Source organism: Inquilinus limosus (assembly GCF_051487185.1).
Taxonomy (GTDB): Bacteria; Pseudomonadota; Alphaproteobacteria; order DSM-16000; family Inquilinaceae; genus Inquilinus; species Inquilinus limosus_F.
In genome coordinates, this window is the sequence record NZ_JAHVDK010000007.1 from 98,997 (window position 1) to 120,614 (window position 21,618).

General features: G+C 71.4%; 23 protein-coding genes. 7 read left to right on the top strand and 16 right to left on the bottom strand.

The window, feature by feature from the left end:
• The first annotated feature begins 11 nt into the window (after positions 1-11).
• Positions 12-746, top strand: a complete 735-nt coding sequence (locus KXR53_RS09995) for an SIMPL domain-containing protein (RefSeq protein ID WP_437374978.1) — start codon at positions 12-14, stop codon at positions 744-746.
• Between the two features lie 127 nt (positions 747-873).
• On the opposite strand, the gene KXR53_RS10000 is transcribed toward KXR53_RS09995, so the two are convergent.
• Positions 874-1,323, bottom strand: coding sequence for a lytic transglycosylase domain-containing protein (locus KXR53_RS10000; protein ID WP_437374979.1), 450 nt, complete (start codon positions 1,321-1,323; stop codon positions 874-876).
• Positions 1,324-1,484: 161 nt separating this feature from the next.
• Here KXR53_RS10000 and KXR53_RS10005 point away from each other — a divergent pair, with 161 nt between their 5' ends.
• Genes KXR53_RS10005 through KXR53_RS10015 form a run of 3 tightly spaced genes read left to right on the top strand, consistent with a single transcriptional unit; the run spans position 1,485 to position 5,168 of the window.
• Positions 1,485-3,566 carry a 3-hydroxyacyl-CoA dehydrogenase NAD-binding domain-containing protein gene (locus KXR53_RS10005; RefSeq protein WP_437374980.1) on the top strand — a complete coding sequence of 694 codons (2,082 nt, stop codon included), beginning with the start codon at positions 1,485-1,487 and terminating at the stop codon, positions 3,564-3,566.
• Positions 3,567-3,612: 46 nt separating this feature from the next.
• Complete coding sequence (locus KXR53_RS10010; protein ID WP_437374981.1) at positions 3,613-4,383, top strand: SDR family NAD(P)-dependent oxidoreductase; 771 nt, start codon at positions 3,613-3,615, stop codon at positions 4,381-4,383.
• A 20-nt stretch (positions 4,384-4,403) separates the two neighbouring features.
• Entirely contained in the window at positions 4,404-5,168 is a 765-nt protein-coding gene (locus KXR53_RS10015) for an SDR family oxidoreductase (protein ID WP_437374982.1), read from the top strand.
• A gap of 14 nt (positions 5,169-5,182) precedes the next feature.
• Here KXR53_RS10015 and soxA read toward each other — a convergent pair whose 3' ends face one another.
• The 12 genes from soxA to KXR53_RS10075 all read right to left on the bottom strand — a co-directional run bounded on the left by soxA (position 5,183) and on the right by KXR53_RS10075 (position 13,498).
• On the bottom strand, positions 5,183-5,944 hold the full coding sequence (gene soxA / locus KXR53_RS10020) for a sulfur oxidation c-type cytochrome SoxA (protein ID WP_437374983.1): 762 nt from the start codon (positions 5,942-5,944) through the stop codon (positions 5,183-5,185).
• Complete coding sequence (soxZ, locus tag KXR53_RS10025; RefSeq protein WP_437374984.1) at positions 5,944-6,264, bottom strand: thiosulfate oxidation carrier complex protein SoxZ; 321 nt, start codon at positions 6,262-6,264, stop codon at positions 5,944-5,946. Before soxZ ends, soxA begins: the two co-directional genes overlap by 1 nt.
• Entirely contained in the window at positions 6,261-6,857 is a 597-nt protein-coding gene (locus KXR53_RS10030; protein ID WP_437374985.1) for a SoxY-related AACIE arm protein, read from the bottom strand. The genes soxZ and KXR53_RS10030 overlap by 4 nt, the downstream gene beginning before the upstream one ends.
• Positions 6,858-6,860: 3 nt before the next feature.
• Entirely contained in the window at positions 6,861-7,301 is a 441-nt protein-coding gene (locus KXR53_RS10035) for a c-type cytochrome (RefSeq protein ID WP_437374986.1), read from the bottom strand.
• Positions 7,298-8,563 carry an FCSD flavin-binding domain-containing protein gene (locus tag KXR53_RS10040; protein ID WP_437374987.1) on the bottom strand — a complete coding sequence of 422 codons (1,266 nt, stop codon included), beginning with the start codon at positions 8,561-8,563 and terminating at the stop codon, positions 7,298-7,300. Before KXR53_RS10040 ends, KXR53_RS10035 begins: the two co-directional genes overlap by 4 nt.
• Entirely contained in the window at positions 8,550-8,849 is a 300-nt protein-coding gene (locus KXR53_RS10045; protein WP_437374988.1) for a c-type cytochrome, read from the bottom strand. The genes KXR53_RS10040 and KXR53_RS10045 overlap by 14 nt, the downstream gene beginning before the upstream one ends.
• On the bottom strand, positions 8,846-11,020 hold the full coding sequence (locus KXR53_RS10050; protein ID WP_437374989.1) for a molybdopterin cofactor-binding domain-containing protein: 2,175 nt from the start codon (positions 11,018-11,020) through the stop codon (positions 8,846-8,848). Before KXR53_RS10050 ends, KXR53_RS10045 begins: the two co-directional genes overlap by 4 nt.
• Positions 11,021-11,031: 11 nt before the next feature.
• Positions 11,032-11,505, bottom strand: coding sequence for a (2Fe-2S)-binding protein (locus KXR53_RS10055; RefSeq protein ID WP_437374990.1), 474 nt, complete (start codon positions 11,503-11,505; stop codon positions 11,032-11,034).
• 85 nt (positions 11,506-11,590) lie between these two features.
• Positions 11,591-11,764 (bottom strand): hypothetical protein, encoded by a 174-nt coding sequence (locus KXR53_RS10060; RefSeq protein WP_437374991.1) that lies wholly within the window; start codon positions 11,762-11,764, stop codon positions 11,591-11,593.
• A 145-nt stretch (positions 11,765-11,909) separates the two neighbouring features.
• Positions 11,910-12,299, bottom strand: a complete 390-nt coding sequence (locus KXR53_RS10065; RefSeq protein ID WP_437374992.1) for a c-type cytochrome — start codon at positions 12,297-12,299, stop codon at positions 11,910-11,912.
• A gap of 53 nt (positions 12,300-12,352) precedes the next feature.
• The gene (locus KXR53_RS10070; RefSeq protein WP_437374993.1) at positions 12,353-12,697 is read right to left on the bottom strand and encodes a hypothetical protein; all 345 of its coding nucleotides are present in this window, start codon (positions 12,695-12,697) and stop codon (positions 12,353-12,355) included.
• Between the two features lie 141 nt (positions 12,698-12,838).
• On the bottom strand, positions 12,839-13,498 hold the full coding sequence (locus KXR53_RS10075) for an adenylate/guanylate cyclase domain-containing protein (RefSeq protein ID WP_437374994.1): 660 nt from the start codon (positions 13,496-13,498) through the stop codon (positions 12,839-12,841).
• Between the two features lie 184 nt (positions 13,499-13,682).
• Here KXR53_RS10075 and KXR53_RS10080 point away from each other — a divergent pair, with 184 nt between their 5' ends.
• Both KXR53_RS10080 and KXR53_RS10085 read left to right on the top strand, forming a co-directional pair.
• Positions 13,683-14,402 carry a response regulator gene (locus tag KXR53_RS10080; RefSeq protein ID WP_437374995.1) on the top strand — a complete coding sequence of 240 codons (720 nt, stop codon included), beginning with the start codon at positions 13,683-13,685 and terminating at the stop codon, positions 14,400-14,402.
• The gene (locus tag KXR53_RS10085) at positions 14,399-15,835 is read left to right on the top strand and encodes a sensor histidine kinase (protein WP_437374996.1); all 1,437 of its coding nucleotides are present in this window, start codon (positions 14,399-14,401) and stop codon (positions 15,833-15,835) included. The genes KXR53_RS10080 and KXR53_RS10085 overlap by 4 nt, the downstream gene beginning before the upstream one ends.
• A gap of 20 nt (positions 15,836-15,855) precedes the next feature.
• Here the strand turns inward: KXR53_RS10085 and KXR53_RS10090 are convergent, their stop codons facing one another.
• Genes KXR53_RS10090 through KXR53_RS10100 form a run of 3 tightly spaced genes read right to left on the bottom strand, consistent with a single transcriptional unit; the run spans position 15,856 to position 20,281 of the window.
• On the bottom strand, positions 15,856-16,959 hold the full coding sequence (locus KXR53_RS10090) for a DUF2218 domain-containing protein (protein WP_437374997.1): 1,104 nt from the start codon (positions 16,957-16,959) through the stop codon (positions 15,856-15,858).
• The gene (locus tag KXR53_RS10095) at positions 16,956-18,110 is read right to left on the bottom strand and encodes an ABC transporter substrate-binding protein (RefSeq protein WP_437374998.1); all 1,155 of its coding nucleotides are present in this window, start codon (positions 18,108-18,110) and stop codon (positions 16,956-16,958) included. Before KXR53_RS10095 ends, KXR53_RS10090 begins: the two co-directional genes overlap by 4 nt.
• A complete protein-coding gene (locus tag KXR53_RS10100) occupies positions 18,104-20,281 on the bottom strand; it encodes a TonB-dependent siderophore receptor (protein WP_437374999.1) in 2,178 nt (725 codons plus the stop codon). The genes KXR53_RS10095 and KXR53_RS10100 overlap by 7 nt, the downstream gene beginning before the upstream one ends.
• 293 nt (positions 20,282-20,574) lie before the next feature.
• On the opposite strand from KXR53_RS10100, the gene KXR53_RS10105 reads away from it, so the two are divergent.
• The gene (locus KXR53_RS10105) at positions 20,575-21,531 is read left to right on the top strand and encodes a helix-turn-helix transcriptional regulator (RefSeq protein WP_437375000.1); all 957 of its coding nucleotides are present in this window, start codon (positions 20,575-20,577) and stop codon (positions 21,529-21,531) included.
• Positions 21,532-21,618: the final 87 nt, after the last annotated feature.

Genomic DNA, 21,618 nt, shown 5'->3' on the forward strand with positions numbered 1-21,618 from the left:
CGGAACCGACCATGAACCGCTTCCGCCCCAGCCTCCTCGCCGTCGCCCTGCTCGCCGCCGTCGCCGTGCCGGCCGCGACCGCCACCCCGGTCCTGGCCGCCGAGGCCGGCCAGACGGTGCCGACCCTGACCATGACCGGCGAGGGCACCGCCAGCGCCGCGCCGGACCAGGCCATGGTGACCAGCGGCGTCACCAGCGAGGGCAAGACCGCGCGCGAGGCCGTGGAGGCGAACAGCACGGCCATGGGCGCGCTGATCGACGCCTTCAAGAAGGCGGGCATCCAGCCGGCCGACCTGCAGACCAGCGGCTTCTCGGTGCAGCCGCGCTACGCCGCGCCGAAGGAGGGGTCGAGCGAGGCGCCGCGGATCGACGGCTATGAGGTGCGCAACCAGGTGACGGTCCGCATCCGCGACCTGACCAAGCTGGGCGCGATCCTCGATACCGCGGTCGCCACCGGCTCGAACCAGATCGACGGCATCGGCTTCGGCCTGGCCGACCCGGCGCCGGTGCTGGACAAGGCGCGCGAGGCCGCGGTGGCGGACGCGAAGCGCAAGGCCGGGCTGATCGCCGAGGCCGCCGGGGTGAAGCTGGGCCGCATCCTGGCGATCAGCGAGCCGGGTGTCGAGCCCGGCCCGCGCCCGATGATGGCCGCCTATGCCATGGAGAAGGCCGCCGCCGTGCCGGTCGAGGCCGGCGAGAGCGAGTTCAAGGCGCGGGTCACCGTGACTTGGGAGATCGCGGAGTAGCCCTCGGAACGAAATAAAGGATCGTCATGGCGAGCCCCGAAGGGGCGTGGCCATCCAGGGGGGCGGTGCCGCTGGATCGCCACGTCGCTTCGCTCCTCGCGATGACGATCCAACGTCGGCTGCTCAGTCATTGTCCCTGAATGACGTGGATCGCCTCATACACCCGGCGGACCTGGTCGGCATAGGGCCGGCCCGCCTCGATATTCTCCGGCCCGGCATTGTAGGCGGCGACCGCGGACCAGATGTCGCTGCCGCCGGTGGCGACGCGCATCTCGCGCAGGATCTCGCCGCCGACCAGGAGGCAGACGCAGCGATCCGCCAGAAGCGCCTCGCGGGTGACGCCGAGCGCGGCCAGGCGGGGATAGTGGATCGAGTTGATCTGCATCATGCAGACATCCTCGGTGCCGTTGCCGTTGGCCGCGTTCACGGCCTGTTGCCGCCAGCGCGTCTCGACATAGGACATGGCCAGGATCAGCTCGGTCGGCACCCCGGCCTGCCGGGCGGCGCGGGCCATGCAGTCCCCGGCCGAGGCGGTACTCGGCAGCGCCAGGGCGAGCGCCGTCAGCGCCGCCGCCACCGGCTTTCGCCGGGCAATCCTCTTTTCGCCATGCCGAGCCATGGGATCCGCCCCTGCCACCGACAGGATGCGAAGCCTATAGCATTCGGCTTGCCGATCAATGACATCGGCCTATACCGAAGGGTGAGCCAGCTCCGGAAGCGGAGAGCCGAGGAGGACCGATGGAGAAGGTGCGTTACGCCGCAGAGGACGGGGTCGCGGTCGTCACCATCGCCAACCCGCCGGTCAACGCCCTGGATGCCGGGGTGCGCGCCGGCCTGGCCGAATCGGTTCGGCGCGCCGATGCCGACCCGGCGGTGCGCGCCATCGTCATCGCCGCCGAGGGCCGCACCTTCATCGCCGGCGCCGATATCTCCGAATTCGGCAGGCCGCCGGTGCCGCCCTCCCTGCCCGAGGTCATCGACGCCTTCGATTCGGTCGGCAAGCCGATCGTGGCGGCGATCGGCGGCGCAGCCCTGGGCGGCGGTCTGGAAGTGGCGCTGGGCTGCCACGCCCGCATCGCCGGCCCGCCGGCGACGCTGGGTCTGCCCGAGGTCAAGCTGGGCCTGATCCCCGGCGCCGGCGGCACCCAGCGGCTGCCGCGGCTGATCGGCGCCGCACCGGCCTTCAAGCTGATGGCCGAGGGCAATCCCGTCCCCGCCGCCAAGGCGCTCGCGCTCGGCATCGTCGACGCGGTGGCCGAGGGCGACCTGCTGGCCGCGGCCAAGGCCAGGGCGCTGGAGCTGGCCGCAGCCGGCACGAAGCGGCGGACCCGCGACCTGGACCGGCACCTGCAGCCCGGCGGCCGCGAGGCCTTCGAGCAGGCGGCGGCCGGAGCGCTGAAGCGCAGCCCGGAGCTGCCCAACATCGCCGCCCTGGCCGAGGCCGTGCGCGCCGCCTTCACCGAAACATTCGAGGCCGGCCGGGCGTTGGAGCGCGCCCGCTTCGTCGAGCTCGTCGCCGACGACCGGTCCAAGGCCCTGCGCCACGCCTTCTTCGCCGAGCGCGAGAGCGCGCGGGTGCCGGGCCTGGCCAAGGACACGCCGCGGCGGCCGGTCGGCCGGGCCGCGGTGATCGGCGCCGGCACCATGGGCGCCGGCATCGCCATCTGCTTCGCCAATGCCGGCATCCCGGTCACGGTGATCGAGACCGGCGAGGAGCAGCTGGCCCGCGGCCTGGACCGCATCGCCAAGACCTACACCTCCTCCGTGCAGCGCGGCAGCTTGTCGGCGGAGGAGCGGGACCGGCGCCTAGCGCTGCTAACCGGCAAGGTCGGGCTCGATGCCGCGTCGGACGCCGATCTTGTGGTCGAGGCCGCCTTCGAGGACATGGATCTGAAGCGGCAGATCTTCGGCACGCTGGACCGGGTGGCGAAGCCGGGCGCGATCCTGGCCACCAACACCTCCTATCTCGATGTCGATGCGATCGCCGCCGCGACCGCCCGGCCCGGCGACGTGCTGGGGCTGCATTTCTTCAGCCCGGCCAATGTCATGCGCCTGCTGGAGGTGGTGCGCGGCCGGGCGACCGCGCCGGAGGTGCTGGCGACCGCGATCGACCTGGGCAAGCGGCTGGGCAAGGTGCCGGTGGTGGTCGGCGTCTGCCGCGGCTTCGTCGGCAATCGCATGCTGGCCCGCCGCACCCAGGAGGCGGAACGCCTGCTGATCGAGGGCGCGCTGCCGCATGAGGTCGACGCCGCCCTGACCCAGTTCGGCTTCCGCATGGGGCCCTTCGCGGTCAGCGACCTGGCCGGGCTGGACATCGCCTGGCGCAACCGCAAGGCGCTGGGCCAGACCGCGCCCGTGGCCGACGCGCTGTGCGAGGCCGGGCGCCTGGGCCAGAAGGCCGGCCGCGGCTATTACCTCTACCCCGAAGGCGCCCGCAGCGGCGTGCGCGACCCGGAGGTGGAGAGGCTGCTGGAGCAGGTCTCGGCCCGGCTGGGTGTCGCCCGCCGGGCGATCCCGGCCGAGGAGATCGTCGAGCGGCTGGTCTATCCGATGGTCAATGAGGGCGCGCGGATCCTGGAGGAGGGCATCGCCGCCCGCCCCGGCGACATCGACGTGATCTGGGTGAACGGCTATGGCTGGCCGGCCTGGCGCGGCGGTCCGATGTTCTACGCCGATCATGTCGGCTTGAAGACCGTCGCCGCCCGGCTGGAGGCCTTCGCCGCCGCCCGCGGCGAGCCGAGCCTGGCCCCGGCGCCGCTGCTGCGCCGCCTGGCCGATTCCGGCCAGGGCTTCGCCGACTGGACTGCGCCGGCGCGCTGATCGGTCGCGGCGGCATGACGACCAGGTACAGGGGAGATCGTCCGAAATGACACAGCAGGCTGTGCTGATCGCCGGGGGCGCCGGCGGAATGGGTCTGGCGACCGCGCTGCGCTTCGCCGCGGACGGCGCCCGCGTGATCCTGGCCGACCTGCCGGGAGCGAAGCTCGACGACGCGGTCGCCCGGGTCGCCGCGGCGGGCGCCGCAGTCCTCGACCTGCCGCTCGACATCCGCTCGGTCGCCGCCTGCCGCGAGACGGTGGCGCGGGCGGCGGACTGGGCGGGCGGCCTGAATGTCCTGGTCAACGCGGCCGGAGTCTGGCTCGAAGGGCCCGCGGAATCCGTGGCCGAGCCGGATTGGGACCGCGTGCTCGACGTCAATCTGAAGGGCGCCTTCTTCCTGATCTCAGCGGCGATCCCGGTTCTCGCGGCGGCGCGCGGGGCGATCGTCAACATCGCCTCCGATGCCGGCCTCGTCGGCAACAGCGGCGCCGCGGTCTACTGCGCCTCGAAGGGCGGGCTGGTGCTGCTGAGCAAGGCCTTGGCGCTGGAGCTCGCGCCGCGGGGCATCCGGGTCAATGCGGTGTGCCCGAGCGATGTGGCGACGCCGATGATCGAGCATCAGGCCTCCGCCTATGGCGGCGGCGATCCCGACGGCTACAAGCGCCGCCTGCTCGGCCATTACCCGCAGGGGGACGCGGCCCGCTTCATCCGGGCGGAGGAGATCGCCGGCTTCATCCACTATCTGTGCCAGCCGGGCGCGGCGCCGATCACCGGCGCGGCGCTGCCGATCGATTTCGGCGTGACCGCCGGCTACTGATCGCGATCCGGGAGACGACGATGGACCATCCCTTTCGGCGGTCGAGGACCGCCCTGGTGACCGGCGCCGGCGCGGCAGACGGGATCGGCATCGCCGTCGCCCGCGCCCTCGGCCGGGCCGGCCTGTCGGTCGCCATCACCGCCACGACCGCCCGCATCCACGAGCGGGCCGAGTCGCTGCGGACGGAGGGAATAGAGGTCCGCGCCGGGATCGCGAACCTGACCCGCCCGGGAGAGGTCGAAACGCTGCGCGCGTCGATTGGCCCGGTCGACATCCTGGTCAACAACGCCGGCATGGGATCCGTCGGCCAGCCGGCGCTGCAGCGCCGCTTCGCGGAGCTGGACGAGGCCGACTGGGACCGCAGCCTCGACGCCAGCCTGAAGACGGCGTTCCTCGTCACCCGCGCCTTCCTGCCGCCGATGCTCGAGGCCGGGCACGGGCGCGTGGTCAACATCGCCTCCGTCACCGGCCCCTACGTGTCCAATCCAGGCGAAGCCGCCTATTCCGCCGCCAAGGCCGGCATGGTCGGCCTGACCCGCGCGCTGGCCCTGGAGGTCGCCCGCGCCGGCGTCACCGCCAATGCCGTCGCGCCGGGCTGGATCGAGACCGGCGCCTCGACGCCGGAGGAGCGCGCCGCCGCGCGCAACACGCCGCCCGGCCGGGCGGGCCGGCCCGAGGAGGTGGCGGCGGCGGTGGTGTTCCTCGCCTCCGACGCCGCCAGCTACGTCAACGGCGCGGTGCTGGTGGTCGATGGCGGCAACATCCTGCAGGAGCGCAAGGGGTAGCGCCTGCGTCGACTCTATGGACGCACCCCCGGGGTTTCGACCGGCAGCCCTGCGGCGCGTGACCGCAGATAGAGCTCGAGCGCCGTGAACTCCGGCGCGCCCCAGGCGTAGGGCTCGGCCCGCACCCCGATCATGCAGTTGCGCATCCGTCGCTGCAGCGACCCGACCGACTGCCATTCCAGCCGGTAGATCGGATAGCCGGTCGGATGCGCCTGCGGGATCGCGCTGCCGCCCAGCCTCTGCCCCCAGCGCTGGTCGTGGCAGGCGGCGCAGGACAGATCGAGCTGGCCGATCCGCCGCTCGAACAGCTGGCGCCCGTCTTCCAGAAACGGCGTCAGCCGATCATCGTCGACGGGCTCGACCGGCATCCCGCGCGACTGGTGGGCGATATAGGCGGTCAGCGCCAGCAGCTCCTCGCTTTCGTGGTCGAAGGGCGGCGCGCCCTGCCGCGCCATACGGCACTGGTTGACCCGTCCCTGCAGGTCGACCGGCCGGCCGTTCGCCGTGTCGAACGCTGGGTAGCGGGCGGCGACGCCGCGCATGCTGCCGGCCGCATCGCCATGGCAATCGGCGCAAGATTTGCCGGCCGCACCCTCCGGCTGCTGCCACAGCGCCTCGCCCTGTATCACCCACAGCATGCCGGGGTTGGCGGCGTCGTCCCGCTGCAGCGCCTGCGTCTCCGGCGCCATGAAGTCGAAGCCCGAGCGCCGGTCGGCATTCGGGGCCTGGCCGCCGACCGCCAGGACCATGCCGAGCAACAGGAACGCGCGCCGCATCAGGTGACGGTGATCTCGACCGACGCCGTCTCGGTGCTGCCGTGGTCGTCGGTCCAGGCGAAGTCGAGCGTCCCTGACTCCGTGGCCACGGTGGTGAAGGCGATAAAGGGGTTGGCGGAGACGGCCGGGAACAGCTCGGCCGAGAACACCTCGACGCCGTTATAGGTGCAGGTGAAGCGATGGATGATGTCACGCGGGATCGGCCGGCGGTCGGCACCGAGGCGAAAGCCGGTCTCCATCTTGTGCGCGATCATCGTCTTGATCTCGATCACCTCGCCGCGGCGGGCGGTCTTCGGCGCGTTGATCAGCGGCTTGGTCACGTCAGGTCCTCGATGCAGGCGGCGAGCGTCACGATCACATCCGCCTCGGCCGACCAGACGGTGCCGTCGCTCATCTCCGCCAGCGCGACCACGGTCTGGGAGTCGGCGAGGCGGATCCGGGTCGACACGCTGGCCCGGCCGGACCGCGGGCCGAGATGGAAGATCGCGACGCCGGCCTGCGGGTTCTTCTCGTTGAACAGGGCGATGCGGCGGACGTGGTCGGCCTCGGTCATCGGGCTGTCCACCGCCACCGTGATGCCGACGGCGTTGCCGTTCTCGACCAGAGGCGGGATGTCGAACCGGACCCGGCCCGGCCGGATCTCCGCCTCGCCGGCGAAGCCGCGGATGGCCTCCTCCAGCGACGGGCGGGCGCGGGCCGGCGATGGCGCCAGCACCAGCACGGCCAGGCCCGCGCCGGCTGCTAGGAGGCCACGGCGACCGAGCGAGAACCGTTCAGGAACTCCAATATCGTCATTGCGAGCGCAGCGAAGCAATCCAGGGGCGGCTCGCTCCGGCCCCTGGATTGCTTCGTCGGCTGCGCCTCCTCGCAATGACGGTGTTGGAGATCGGGTGTTGCACCGAACCTCGACCATCCCTCAGTCCTTCAGCGTCGCGAGATAGGCGATCAAATCCTCGATCTCCTCGGCCGTCAGCACGGGCTTCCCCTGCCAGGCCGAGGCGACGCGCTCGAAGCCGTCCGCCCGATAGTAGGACGGCATGATCGAGCCCGGGACCAGGCGCTTCATGTCGACCAGCCGCAGCCGCAGCTGGCCCTCGCTCAAACGCGCGCCGATGCCGCGCAGGTCCGGCGCCAGGGAGCCCTGCTGGTGCGGCGGGGCGAAGGGGCCGGGGTGGCAGAGCGAGCACAGGCTGCGGTGCCGGTCGGCCATCAGCGCCTGGCCCCGGGCCGGGTCGCCCGGCCGGCCGGTGAGCGGCGCCGGGATGGCGTCGCCCTCGACGGTATAGGGTTGCAGCGGCTGCCCGGATGCCGGCGCGGCGGCGGCCATCGCGGCCAGGACGAGGGACGCCGCCCTCATCCGAACACCGCCCCGGTGATGGTCTCGAACCAGGCCTGGGCGTAACGAGCCTCCATCTCCCGGACCTCCGGCGGCGCGTCGAGCGGGCTGGTGCCGCCGGCACCCTCGACCTCGCGCAAGAGGCCGTCGGCCGGCTGGTACACCCCGGCGATCGAGATGCCGTAGCCAGGCGCGATCAGGCTGTAGCAGGTGTTGACCAGCTTCTGCTCGCCCGGCGTCTCGCCGCGCAGCATCGCGGCGACGGCGGCGGCGCAGACCTTGGCCTGGCCGTTGGCGGCGAAGGCGGATTTTGGCATGGCGCCGGCGATCGCGGCATCGCCGATCACATGGATGCCGGGCTGCAGCCGGGATTCGAAGGTGACCGGATCGATCGGGCACCAGCCGGTCTGGTCGGCCACGCCGGCGGCCTGGGCGATGGCGCCGGCCCGCTGCGGCGGGATGACGTTGGCGACATCGGCTCGATGGCTGTCGAATTCAGTGACCAGCATCTTCGTCGCGGGATCGACCTCGGTCACCCGGCCGCCGGAGGACAGCGGCACCCATTCCAGCAGCCCCGGATACAGCGCCGCCCACGCCGCCTGGAACAGCCGCTGCTTCGAGAACGCGTCCTTGGCGTCGAGGACGATCAGCTTCGAGCGCGGCTTCTGCGTCTTCAGATAATGCGCGATCAGGCTGGCCCGCTCATAGGGGCCGGGCGGACAGCGGAACGGGTTGGGCGGGGCCGAGATCACGACCACGCCGCCATCCGGCATCGCCTCCAGCTGCCGGCGCAGCAGCAGCGTCTGGTCACCCGCCTTCCAGGCATGGGGCATGATTTCGGCTGCGGACTGGTCGTAGCCGGGAAGCGCGTCGAAGCGCAGCTCGATCCCCGGCGCCAGCACCAGCCGGTCGTAGTCCAGGGTCGAGCCGTCGTCGAGCCGGACCCGCCGCGCCGCGGGGTCGACCGCGACGGCGCTGCGCCGCGCGAGCTCGACGCCGTCCCGCCGCAGCGCGTCATAGCCGAAGCGCTGGGCGTCGAGATCGCGCAGGCCCGCGATCACCTCGTTGCTGAAGGGGCAGGCGGTGAAGCGCTCCTCCGGCTCGACCAGCATCACCGCCAGGTCGCCGGCCTCGTGCCGCAAGGCGCGGGCGCAGCTGGCCCCGCCGAAGCCGCCGCCGACGACCACGACCCGCGCCCTGGGCCCCTGCCCCAGCACGGCAGGAGCCCAGAGCGCCGCCCCTCCGGCCGCGAGGCCCTGCAGGACGGCCCTACGGCCCGGCATGGTCTCGCTCGTTGGCGAGCCACTCCGCGATCGCGCGCGTTTCCTCATCCGTGAAGCCTTTGGCGATTCGATCCATCACGGTCGCCGGCCGCTCGCCGCTGCGGAACGCCGCCATCGCCGCGGCGATCTCCGCGGCCGGGCGGCCCTCCAGGCTCGGCACCGGCCCCGCCCCGGCCGGCGCGTGGCAGCCGGAGCAGGAAGCGGCGCCGGAAGGCTGCGCCGCGGCCGGAGCCGCGGCTGCCAGCATGGCGAGGAGGGCCGGCGCGACGGCACGGCGCATGGTCATGCGCTCTTCAGATCGTGCTTGGCCAGGGGCAGGGTGCGGATGCGCTTGCCGGTGGCGGCGAAGATCGCATTCAGCACCGCCGGGGCCGCGACCGCGATGGTCGGCTCGCCGACCCCGCCCCAGAAGCCGCCGGAGGGGATGATGATCGTCTCCACCGCCGGCATCTCGTCCATGCGCAGCACGTTGTAGGTGTCGAAGTTCTCCTGCTCCATGCGGCCGCCATTGACCGTGCATTCGCCGTGCAGGCAGGCGGACAGGCCGTAGACGAAGGATCCTTCGACCTGGCGCTCGATCTGCGCCGGGTTGACGGCATGGCCCGGATCGGTGGCCGCGACGATGCGGTGGATCCTGAGTTGACCGTCGGTGACCGAGACCTCGGCCGCGGCCGCGACATAGCTGCCGAAGCCCATGATCTGGGCCAGGCCACGGTGCCGGCCCTCCGGCGGCGGGCTGCCCCAGCCGATCCCTTCCGCCACCGCCTCCAGCACCGCCAGATGCTTCGGATGGTTCGCCATCAGCTTTCGGCGGAAGGCGAGCGGGTCCTGCCCGGCGGCATGGGCCAGCTCGTCCACGAAACATTCGAGATAGACCGCGTTCTGGTTCAGGTTGACGCCGCGCCAGAAGCCCGGCGGCACCGGCGGGTTGCGCATGGCGTGGTCGACCAGCAGGTTGGGCACGGTATAGCCGATGGCCCCCTCGGCCCCGCCGTCGTTGAGGCCCTGGAACACCACCGGGTCCTTGCCGTCCTGCATGCCCTCGGGCCTGACCGCCGCCAGGATCGACTGGCCCGAGATCCGCATGTGCAGCGCCGTCAGGTTGCCGTCCGCATCGAGCGCCCCGGTCAGCTTGCACTGGGTGGTGGGATGGTACGCGCCGTGCAGCATGTCTTCCTCACGCGACCACAGCAGCTTCACCGGCGTGCCGGGAAGCTGCTTCGCGATCAGCACCGCCTGGCGCACATAGTCCTGGAACGCGCCGCGCCGGCCGAAGCCGCCGCCGAGATGCAGCTTGTACACCTCGCATTGCCGCACCGGCAGCTCGGCCGCCGCGGCCGCGGCCGCCAGCGCCGCCTCGCCGTTCTGGGTCGGACACCAGACCTCGCAGCGCTCCGGCGTCCACACCGCGGTGGCGTTCATCGGCTCCATCGTGGCGTGGTTCTGGTACGGGAAGGCGTAGACCGCCGTCACCGTCTTCGCCGCGCCGGCGATCGCGGCGCGCGCATCGCCCTTCTGGTTACCGATGAAGGCGTCGTCCACATCGAGCCCTGCCGCCAGCATCTCGGCGATCGAGGCGCTGGTGACCCCGGTGTTCGGCCCCTCATCCCAGACGATCGGCAGGGCGTCGAGCGCGGTCTTCGCCCGCCACCAGGTATCGGCCACCACGGCCACCGCCGTGTCGTCGACCTGCACCACCTGGCGCACGCCCGGCATGCCGGCGACGGCGGCGGCGTCGAAGCTCTTCACCTTGCCGCCGAACACCGGGCAGGCCTTGATCGCGGCGTTCAGCATGCCGGGCCGGACGATGTCGGCGCCGTAGACCTGCTTGCCGGTCAGCTTGTCCGCCGTGTCCAGCCGAGGCAGCGGCTTGCCGGCGATGGTCCAGTCCTTCGGGTCCTTCAGCCTGACCTCGGCGGGCGGCTGCAGCCGCGCGGCGGCGGTCGCCACCTTGCCGAAGGTGGTGCTGCGGCCGCTGGCGCGATGGGTGATCACGCCCTTGTCGACCGTGCAATCCGCCGCCGGCACTTGCCATTCCGCCGCCGCGGCCGCGACCAGCATCTCGCGCGCCGCCGCCCCGCCCTTGCGGACATAGTCCTGGGATTCGCGGATGCCGCGGCTGCCACCGGTGGAGAAATTGCCCCAGATCCGGTCGCGGGCGACGTTCTGGCCCGGCGTCGGGTATTCGGTGGTGACGCGGGACCAGTCGCAGCCCAGCTCCTCGGCCACCAGCTGGGCCAGTCCGGTCAGGGTGCCCTGCCCCATCTCCGACCGGGCGATGCGGATCACCACGGTCTCGTCCGGCTGGATCACGACCCAGGCATTGACCTCGGGCACCGCCTCGGCGGCCAGGGCCTCGCCGGCGAAGGGCACGCGGAAGCCGAGCGACAGCCCGCCGATCGCGGCGGCGCCGCTGACGATGAAGCCACGGCGCGAAATGCTCTGCACGATCGTCATGCTCGCCTCCCTCAGCCGCTCTGGACCGCGCCGCCGTCGGCCGCGGCCAGCTTGATCGCCGCGCGGACGCGGTTGTAGGTGCCGCAGCGGCAGATGTTCGTCATCTCCGCGGCGATGTCGTCGTCGGACGGGTTCTTGTTCTGCTGCAACAGCGCGGCCGCGGCCATGATCATGCCGGTCTGGCAGTAGCCGCATTGCGGCACGTCGAGGGCGAGCCAGGCCTTCTGCACCGGATGCGACCCGTCGGGCGACAGCCCCTCGATAGTGACGATCTCCTGCTCCGGCGCGATCGCGCTGACCGGCATGGCACAGGAGCGTGTAGCGACGCCGTCGATATGGACGGTGCAGGCGCCGCACTGGGCGATGCCGCAGCCGTATTTGGTGCCGGTCAGCCCGATCTGCTCCCGCAGCACCCACAACAGGGGCGTGTCGGGCTCGACGTCGACGCTGCGCTCGGTACCGTTGATCCTCAAGGTAAAGGCCATGGCTGCCTCGCGGGGTGGCTGGGTTGGACCGGAACGCCGTCACGCGGTTCGCGGGCACCGGCGGGCGGCCGGTGCCCGCACCGCCTCAGCTCTGGCGGGCATCCGACGCCGGGGCCGGCGGCGGCGTGGTCGCAGGCGTGCTCTGCGCCCCGGCGGTGGTGTCCCGCTGGATGCAGCCGTCACCCTGGGCGAGCGCGGTGCCGATGGTGGCCAGCAGGGCGAGGCCGGCCAGGATCGGAACGGGGATCTTGGTGAGCACGACACGTCTCCTGTGGTTGATGAAGAAGGAAAGCCTGGACGCCGGCTGTCGCAGAACCTTGTCCGCCGGCCCCGGCCTTTGTCGCGAGCCGTCGCGAAACGGCCCGCTGACACGGTTTGATACAAATTCCTGTCCGGCCCCGGTCTCAGCGGCCGTTCAGATAGGCAATGATGGCGGCGCGCTGCGCGGCGTCGCGCAGGGCGACGGTCATGGTGGTGCCGGGCACCGTCTTCCGCGGATCGGCCAGGAAGCCGTCGAGCGACTGCGCGTTCCAGGTGACGCCGGACTCGCGCAGGGCCTTGGAGTAGCGGGCGCCCTCGACGCTGCCGGCCTTGCGGCCGACCACGCCGGCCAGGCTGGGGCCGGCCCGGTTCTGCCCGGGGTCGAGGCTGTGGCAGGAGGCGCAGCGCGTGCGGAAGGCGCGCTCGCCCTCCGCGGCGGCGCCCTGCGCGCCCATATCTTGTGCGAAGGACGGCAAGGGGGCGCCGAGCAGCGCCGCGACGGCCAGCAGCATGGCCGGACGGGCCAAGGTCATCACGAAACATCTCTCCGTTCAGTCGGTGGTCGATCGGTGTCGGGCCGGCCTGGTCACGCCGGGCCACCCTGCGGTGGTGGGGCGAAGATGAAGAGACCGGTCCCGTCGGCGGGCCCCGCAGCGTGGCAATCCTCCGCGCCGGCCGTCAGGCCGACGCCGGGCAGCCCGGCCGAGAGGATCACGGGCTCGCCGACCGGCTCACGGCCGATGATGGCGGCGACGCCCAGGATCGCCAGCAATCCGCAGGCGGCGAGCCAGCTGGCCGCCACCTCGTCCCAGCTCAGGGCCAGCCGCTCCACCGGCGGGCTCCAGCCGGGCTCGATGTGCTCGGGATCGATCGCCGGTGCAATGGCGGCGGTGTCCGGCCGGGCAGGCCGGATCGATGTCGCGTCGTGCATGGGTCATCCCTTTCGCTGAGGACCCGGGCAGCATGCCGGCCGTATGTCGCAGAACTTTGCCGACGAGACGGAGGGTTTGTCGCGGAATGTCACGTCGCGGTCCGGCACGCACAGTTTGATACGATTTCCCACTGCCGCGGCTCAGGCCGGGACGGCGGCACGGATCGCCAGCCCTTCGGCCCGGCCGGGGATATGGGTGCGCCGGACGGTGGGGAACCGGGCCAGCCGGCTGTCCGCCGGGGCATGGTCGGCCACCGCCTGGAACAGATCATCCGAGACGATGATGTCGGTCCGGTGCGTCCGGGTCATCCGCTCCAGCCGATGGGCGACGTTCACGGTGTCGCCGAAGGCGCCCAGCTTGTCGTGCCCGGCGGCGCCGACCCGGCCGATCATCACCGCGCCGGCATGCAGGCCGACGCCGATCCTGAGAGGGAGGCCGTCGCGGCGCGCCCGGTTCCAATCCTCGATCGCCTCCAGCATGGCGAAGCCGCAGCGGAGGGCGGAGCGCGCCGCGGCCGGCGCCGGGCCGCACCATACCGCCATCACTCCGTCGCCGATCGGGTCGGCAATGGCGGCGCCGTGGCCCGCCACCGCCTGCGCCATCCTGTGGTGGAAGCCGGACAGGAGGGCGAAGGTGCCGGCCGGCTCCAGCGTCTCGCACAGCCGGGTGAAGCCGACGATGTCGGCGAACAGCACCGCGGCAAAGGCGGCCCGCGGCGCTTCGGCCCGATCCGGCCCGAGGCCCGCCGCCCGCCGCGCCGGCGTCCACCCGCTATGGCTGTTCCGTCCGAGTCCCCACATGCCTCCGACCATCGCTGCTGCGCCGATGGGGCGACTATGAGCGGCATCTGTCGCAGGGATCTGTCGCCGGACCGGGTTTTGAGTCACGGAGTGTCGCAAAGCCGCGGTCCGACACAATCTGATACAATTTCCTTCGCAGAGTCCCGCGCGGTTTTCGGTATGTTCGGCCGTGGAGCGCTCGCCTATGGAATCCGTACCGCACATCGCCGTCGTCGACGACCACCGCGACATCCGCGACCTTGTCGGCAAATACCTGTCCCAGCACGGCTACAGGGTCAGCGTCGCCGAGAGCGCGGCGGCGCTGCGGCGCCTGCTCGAGCGCAGCGCGCCGGACCTGATCGTCCTCGATGTCATGATGCCGGGCGAGGACGGCCTCTCCCTCTGCCGCTATCTGCGCGGCACCAGCGACCTGCCGGTGATCCTGCTGACCGCGATGGTGGAGGACACGGACCGCATCATCGGCCTGGAGATCGGCGCCGACGACTACGTCACCAAACCGTTCAACCCGCGCGAGCTGCTGGCCCGCATCAAGGCGGTGCTGCGCCGGGTCAACAGCCTGCCGCCGCAGCGCGGCCGGCTGAAGGCGAAGGCGCTGCGCTTCGACCGCTGGATGCTGGATGTCGGCCGGCGCGAGCTGGTCGGCCGCGACGGCATCGCGGTGCCGCTGAGCACCGCGGAGTTCCGGCTGCTGAACGCCTTCCTCGACCATGCCGGCCTGGTGCTCAGCCGCGACCAGCTGCTGGACCTGACCGTCGGCCGCGCCGCCGACAGCTTCGACCGCAGCATCGACAACCAGGTCAGCCGGCTGCGCAAGAAGATCGAGGCCGATCCCAAGTCGCCGGCCCTGATCAAGACCCATTGGGGCGGCGGCTACAGCTTCGTGGCGGAGGTCGAGCCGGCATGAAGCGGTTGTGGACGCGCAGCCTTGCGGCCCAGTTCATCGGGCTGATGCTGCTGGCGCTCGCCCTGTCGCAGGGCATCGGCTTCCTGATCTCCTGGGACGAGCGCGGCCAGGCGCTGAAGGCCGCCGCCAAGAGCGAGTTCTTCAGCCGCACCGCGTCGCTGGCCCGGGTGCTGGAGGCCACGCCGCCGGCCGTGCAGGCGGAGATCCTGCGCGCCAGCGGCACCTCCTATACCCGTTTCTGGGTCTCGCCGGACGGCCCGGGCGACGCAATGGCCTGGCGGCGCGAGGCCTGGATCCAGCTGGCGAAGCCGCTGCCGAGCCTGACCCCGTGGCCGAAAGGCCCGAAGCAGGATAAGGACAAGACCGAGGAGCGGCAGGAGTCGGTCCAGATCCCCGGGATCGGCACTGCCACGGCGGCGGTCACCACCCCCTGGGCGGACGTGCCGTCCCATGCCTGGCCGCTGTCGCGCCCGGCGAAGTTCCTCTATCTCGACAATGCCTGGGGCATGGGGCTTTCGGTTCAGCTGGACGGCGGCGCCTGGCTCAACAGCGCCTACGCCAAGTCGACCGGCAACTCGATCTGGACCAACCAGTCGGTGGTGTCGGTCGCGGTCACGGCGATCGTGCTGTCGGTGTTCGGCATCATCGTCGCCCGCGGCATCGCCCGGCCGATGCGGCGGCTGGCCGTCGCCGCCGAGGCGCTGGGCCGCGGCGAATCCGTGGTGCCGCTGCCGGAAGCCGGGCCGGACGACATCCGCAACACCGCTGAGGCCTTCAACCGGATGCAGGAGCGGCTGCAGCGCTTCGTCGAGGACCGAACGCGCATGCTGGCGGCGATCGGCCACGACCTGCGTACGCCGCTGACCTCGCTGCGGCTCCGGGCCGAATTCGTCGCCGATGCGGAGGAGCGGGAGAAGATGCTGGCGACCATCGCCGAGGTCCAGAAGATGACCGAGGCGACGCTTGCTTTCGCCCGCGAGGAGGCGACGGCCGAGGGCACCCGGGCCGTCGACCTGTCGGCGCTGGTGGAGAGCCTATGCGACGACCTGGCCGAGCTGGGCCGCGACGTCACCTTCGTCGAGGGGCCGAAGATCAGCTATCGCTGCCGGCCCGACGCGCTGCGCCGCGCCATCCGCAACCTGGTCGAGAACGCGGTCCGCTATGGCGAGCGGGCCCGGGTGCGCCTGGCGCGGACCGGCGACAGCGTCGAGATCGTGATCGAGGATGACGGGCCGGGGATCCCGGACGGCGTGGGCGAGCAGGTCTTCGCCCCGTTCTTCCGGATCGAGAACTCCCGCAACCCGGAGACCGGCGGCGTCGGCCTGGGCCTGTCGATCGCCCGCACCATCGTGCGCCACCACGGCGGCGACATCGTCCTGGCCAACCAGGCAAAGGGGCTGCGCGCCACGATCAGCCTGCCTCGGGTGGGCTGAGCGCCGCCGGCCGATCGGCCCTATGCCTCCGCGTTGGCGGCGGCTTCGGCCACGTCTCCGCCTGCGCCCAGGCGCCAATAGGCGACGACGAGATGGTCTTTCGTCGCCAACCCGCGCTCCTGGCGCAGATGGCTGCGGATCGCACGGAAGGTGCCGAACTCGCACCCGGCCCAGGCATAGATCCTCGATCCATCGTCCGGGAAGGACGTGCTGCGGACCGCGTCGGCGAGCAGCCGTGTCGTGCCGGCCGGCGCGCCGTTGCGGCACAGCCACTGCAGCTCGATGGCGGCCTTGACGTCGAGCGGCTGGATCTCGGCCTCGTCCGCGACCTCGATCAATGCCCTGCCCCGCGCGCTCTCGGGGAGATGTTCGAGCATGCGGGCGATGGCCGGCAGCGCGGTCTCGTCGCCGGCGAAGAGATACCAGTCGGCCTCGACCAACCCGCCGCCGCCGGGACCGACGACGCCGATCTCGTCCCCCGGCCTCGCCCGTTCGGCGAAGACCGAGCCCGGCCCCGCATCGGTATGCAGCACGAAGTCGAGATCGAGCGTGCCGGCCGGGAGGTCGAGCGAGCGCACCGTGTATTTGCGGAAGGCGGGCCGGCGCTGCGGGTCCTCCCACTGGACCAGGCCGTTCCGGCCGAGTGTCGGCCATTGCGGCTGCGACAGCTCGGGATGCTGGACAAGGATGTTGAGGTGCAGCGCATCCATCGGCGCGAAGCGCGCGACATCCTGGCCGGCCAGGGTGATGCGGCGCATGCGGGGCGTCACGTCGCGGATGCCGGCGACCCGGAGGATCTGGAAGTTGGGCGGGCGCCGGAGATCGCCGCCATCCCCGGTCCACTCGATGGCCGGGGCCGGTCCTGCGGCGAATTCGAGGATGTGGGAGGCGACGGCCATGCGGACGAAATGCAGCCCCTCGAGGCTCGGAGCCGTCGCGTCGACCCGCGTCGTCCCGCCCTCGCACGAGAACCGGGCGGATGCCCCGGCGAAGCGCAGGATCCGCTCGCCGCCGCGCTCCTCCACCTCGGCGCCGTGCTCGATCATATGCGCGCAGACCGCGGCGATCACGGTGTCCGCATCGGCGAGGTCGATGTGGGCCTGTGCGACGAATGTCGTCTTCATCGAGAGTCCTGTCTCGGATTTTCGGAAGAGCCCTGCGCGTCCCCGAGGCTGATCCAGAAGGTGCCGTCGAGCGAAACGGGCAGGAACCGCCGGTTGATCTCGGCCAGCGTGCCGGCCGGATCCAGGTCCGGGAACAGGTCGGGATGCGTCCATTTCGCGAAGCATTCGAGGACGAGAATGCTGAGCGCGGAGATCGAGAGCTGGTGCGAGACCGCGAAGGCGCGGCCCTCGCGCACGGCGGCGAGCTCTCCGCGGACATCGCGCCCCAGCACGTCGCGCAGCGACGCCAGGGCGGCCGTCCTGTCGATCCCGCCGCCGACCACGAGCCTGCCCTGAGCGGCGAGATGCGGTGCCCCGGTGCCGATATAGACGTCTGGATCGGCCGCGAGCACGGCTTCGGGGCTGAGCTGGCCGTCATAGCCGGGGACGACCTCGGCGCCGATGCTGCGGCCGCCGGCGAGCGCCAGGAGTTGCGTCAGGCGGTTGCCCGATCCGGGGGTGGAGCAGCAGGCCCCACCCGCAAAGGCGTCGATCAGGACCTTCGGGCGGTCCGTCACGCCGTCCAGGCGCCGGGCCACGGCCTGCGCATGGGCCCTGACGAAGCCGGCGAACTCGCCCGCCCGCGCCTCCCGCCCGATCGCCTTGCCGAGGAGCCGGACGGCGAACGCCGTGGCCTCCGTTGGATCGAGCCCGGCGATGCCGGGGCCATCGAGGAAGATGACCGGCACCCCGGCGGCCTGCAGCCGGTCGGCCACCCCGTCCCAGTCGGGCTGCCACAGGCTGACCACGAACAGGTCCGGCCGCACGCTCAAGATGGTCTCGACTGAGGCGTTGGCCGGGAGCACGGCGCCGACGACCGGTATGTCGTCGATCCCGGGGAACCGCGCCCGGAAGGCGGCGACCATGCCCGGGTCGATGCGCCGGGGCGCGGCCCAGCCGGCGATCCTGGCGACCGGATCGGGATCGATCAGCGCCAGCGAGAGCAGGAGCAGGCTCTCATTGGTGGCGATCCGGGTCGCAGGGGTGGCGAGCCGCACCTCGCGCCCGGCTGCGTCGGTCAGCGCGATCTCGGCGTGCGCGCCCAACGCCGCGACCAGGCCGGCCGCGGCGAGGCAGACCAGCAGGAGCCGGCGCCACAGACCCGTCACCATGCGTATTTCAGGCCCGCCGTGACCACGCGCCCCGCCCCGTAGTTGCAGCTGCCGCCGGTGATGTTGAGGCAGTGGGAGACGTAGTCCTCGTCGAACAGGTTGCTGACATTGACCTGCAGCCGGGTGCCTTCGAGTTCCGGCACCAGCCCGCCGAGATCGTATTCGGCGCCGAGATCGACCAGGGCGCGGGCCGGGATGCGCAGCTCGCGCAGATAGGTGCTGTCGGACTGGTAGGAGGAGGTGGCGCGGAGGCCGGCGCTGAGCGACAGGCCCGGCACGCGGTCCGGGTGGTAGTTCACCCACACGCTGCCCTGGTGCTTCGGCAGGCGCAGCAAGGGCTTGCCCTCCTCCACCGGCCGGTTGGACTTCAGCACCTCCGAATGCGTGAAGGCGTAGGCGGCGAGCACGTCGATCTCCGGCGTCAGCGCGACCTTGGCCTCGATCTCGACCCCGCGCACGCGCTGCTTGCCGCTCTGCACGTTGTAGAGCGTGTTGGTCGGATCCGGCGTCAGCGCGTTCTCCAGCTCGAGGTCGAACAGGGACAGCGTCACTAGGCCGGGACCGCCCGGCGGCTCGTATTTGACGCCGATCTCGAACTGCTCGGCGGATTGGGCCTCGAACGGCTTGCCGGACTGGTCGGTGCCGAGCACCGGCAAGAACGAGGTCGAATAGCTGGCATAAGGCGCCAGGCCGTTCTCGAACACATAAGTGATGCCGGCCCGGCCGGTCAGCGCCCTGTCCTCGGTCCAGACCGTCGGCGTTCCGGGCGCGAGGCGGTTGGTGCTCTCGATCTCCGAGATGTCGTAACGCAGGCCGAAGGTGCCGACCCAGCCGCCGTAGCGGATCTGGTCCTGCAGGTAGACGCCGGTCTGGCTCTGCTTCTGCAGGCCGGACCGCTGAGAGGCGGGAAGCGGTATCGGCGTGCCGCCATAGTGCGGGTCGAGATAGTCGAGCGGCGGCACCCCCCTGTTCGCATTGCCGAAATTGGTGTCCGAGACGGCGTGGACGTAATCGAGGCCGAAGAGGGCGGTGTGGTCCAGTTCGCCCGTCTTGAAACGGGCCTCGAGCTGGGTGTCGACGTTGAAGCTCGACACCCAGTCGTCGGAAACGGCCGAGGCGCGGTTGAGCGTGCGGCCGTCCGGCTGGTAGGCGAAGGCCGGGTTGACCAGCACCAGGAACATGTTCTGGTCGGAGCGGGCGTGGCGCAGGTTCTGCCGGACGCTCCAGGTCTTGTCGAAATCGTGCGAGAACTCGTAGCCGAGGGCATAGAAATCCCGCCTGAACTCGTCCGCCGCCGGGTCGCCGAGATAGAGGTCGCGCGGGATCTGGCCCAGCGGATTGGACAGCAGCGTGCCGACGGCCGGATAGAAGCGCGGGCTGAAGGTCGGCGTGTCGTGCTGGTAGTAGCCGTAGAAGGTCAGCGAGGTCGCGGTGTCGGGCGACCAGGTCAGGCTGGGCGCCAGCATGACCTGGCGGTCGTGCTCCCGGTCGATCCGGGTATCCATGTTCTTGGCGAGGCCGATGAAGCGATAGAGCCACGTGCCGTCCTCGGTGAGCGGGCCGGTCGCGTCGACCGCGCCCTGGATGCCGCCGAAGCCCGATGTCTGCACCGAGACTTCGCGATGCGGCGTCGCCTGCGGCCGCTTGCTCACCTGATTGACGAGGCCGCCTGGGATCGTCCGCCCGTAGAGCACCGAGGCCGGCCCCTTGATCACCTCGATGCGTTCGAGCGCGTAGGGGTTGATACTCGGCACCGCATAGTTGTTCGGGTCGCCGGGCAGGACCAGCCCGTCGAGCCACATCGTGCCGTAGGTGTTGAAGCCCCGGATGTAGAGCCAGTCGTAGCGCACGTCGTAGCCGTTGGCTTCGGCGAAGACGCCGGGCGTATAGCGCAGGGCTTCGGACACCGAGTTGGCGCCCTGGGCGTCCATCTGGCCGCGGGTGACCACGCTGATCGCCTGGGGCGTTTCCAGCAGCGGCGTGTCGGTCTTGGTGGCGCCGGCGCTGCGGGTGGCGACGATGCCCTCGTCCGTCCCGCCCCCACCCTGGACGATGATCGGGTCGAGACGGACCGAGCCGTCCTGCTGCGCGAAGGCGGGCAGGGCACCGCCCGCGACGGCCGAGGCCAGCAGCAACAGTCCCCGCAAGAGTCGCGCATGCTGCACGATCATTCCCCGCCCCAAGCCATGACAGCGTCCGGCGATTGACTTTGATAGTCATTCGCATTCAATGAGTGGCGGCATCATGGCACAAGGGCGGGGCATCGGCCTTTGCACGGCAGCAAGACAGCTTTGCGGATCAACAAATCTCGGACGGACGCCGTGACCGGCGCCCGGATGATGGTCCGTGCGCGGCCCCTCCCGCCCGGACAGCGCGAAGGGCGCCGCGGATGAGATCCCATTCAGCTGCAGGTGACGGCGGTTTCGGAGACGGCCGGGGCCGACGGGTCCGGATCGGCGATCTCATGCGGCGCGACGGGGTCGTCCTCGACAGCCCCGAGGACAGGATCTCGCCGGAGGACACGCTGATCGCCGGCGAGCTGTGGCACCGGGAGCTGCGCCACGGCCTGTTCGTCCACGCCGGCAACGCGATCGAGGAGCACGCCTTCACCGTCGCGTCCCGCCTGCCCGAGGGGCTGTCCTGCATCTTCTTCCTCGACGGCGAGGTCGATGTCGAGATCGGCGGCCGCCGCTTCGGGTTCAAGGCCGGCCGGAGCGGCGCGATGGCGGCCGCGGCGATCATGAGCGTCACGCCCGAGAGCTTCCAGCGGAGGTCGATGGGCCGGCAGCATGTCCACCACCTGGTCGTGTCGGCCACGCCGGAATGGCTCAATATCGACGGGATCGAGGAGCTGCGCGGCGAGCGCCTGGCCAACCGGTTGTTCAAGGACCATCTCGCCGACCATCGCTGGACCCCGACACCGCGCGTCTCCGCGCTCGTGCGCGAGATCTTCGCGCAACCGGCCTTCATGCCCGAGTTGCACGCCCTCTATCTCGAAGGGCGGGCGGTTGAGATCGTGGCCGAGACCATCGCCGCCGTGGTGCGGGCCGACCGCGCCGCCGATGGCGGCCTTCTCACGCATCGCGAGCGGATCCGCCTGCAGCGTGCCAGGGATGCGATCGCCGCCAGCCTGACCCAGCCGCTGAGCGTGGCGGCGATCGCCCGCGAGGCCGGGGCCAGCGCCAGCGGGCTGCAGCGGCTGTTCCGCCTGGCGGAGGGCTGCAGCGTCTTCGAATATGTGCGCCTGGCGCGCCTCGACCGCGCGCTCTCGGCGCTGCGGTCCGGCGAGGTCAGCGTGCAGGAGGCCAGCGTCATCGCCGGCTACTCGAGTCCGGCGAACTTCGCGACCGCGTTCAGGCGGCGCTACGGCATCACGCCCCGCGAGGCCTCGCGGCAGGCCCCGCGGCCGAAAGCACACTAAACCGCCCGCACGGCGAAGCATCAGGGCAATCGCTCGAGACGATGAGCTCAGATTTCCTCTCCCGCCGGACGCGGGAGAGGTCGGGCT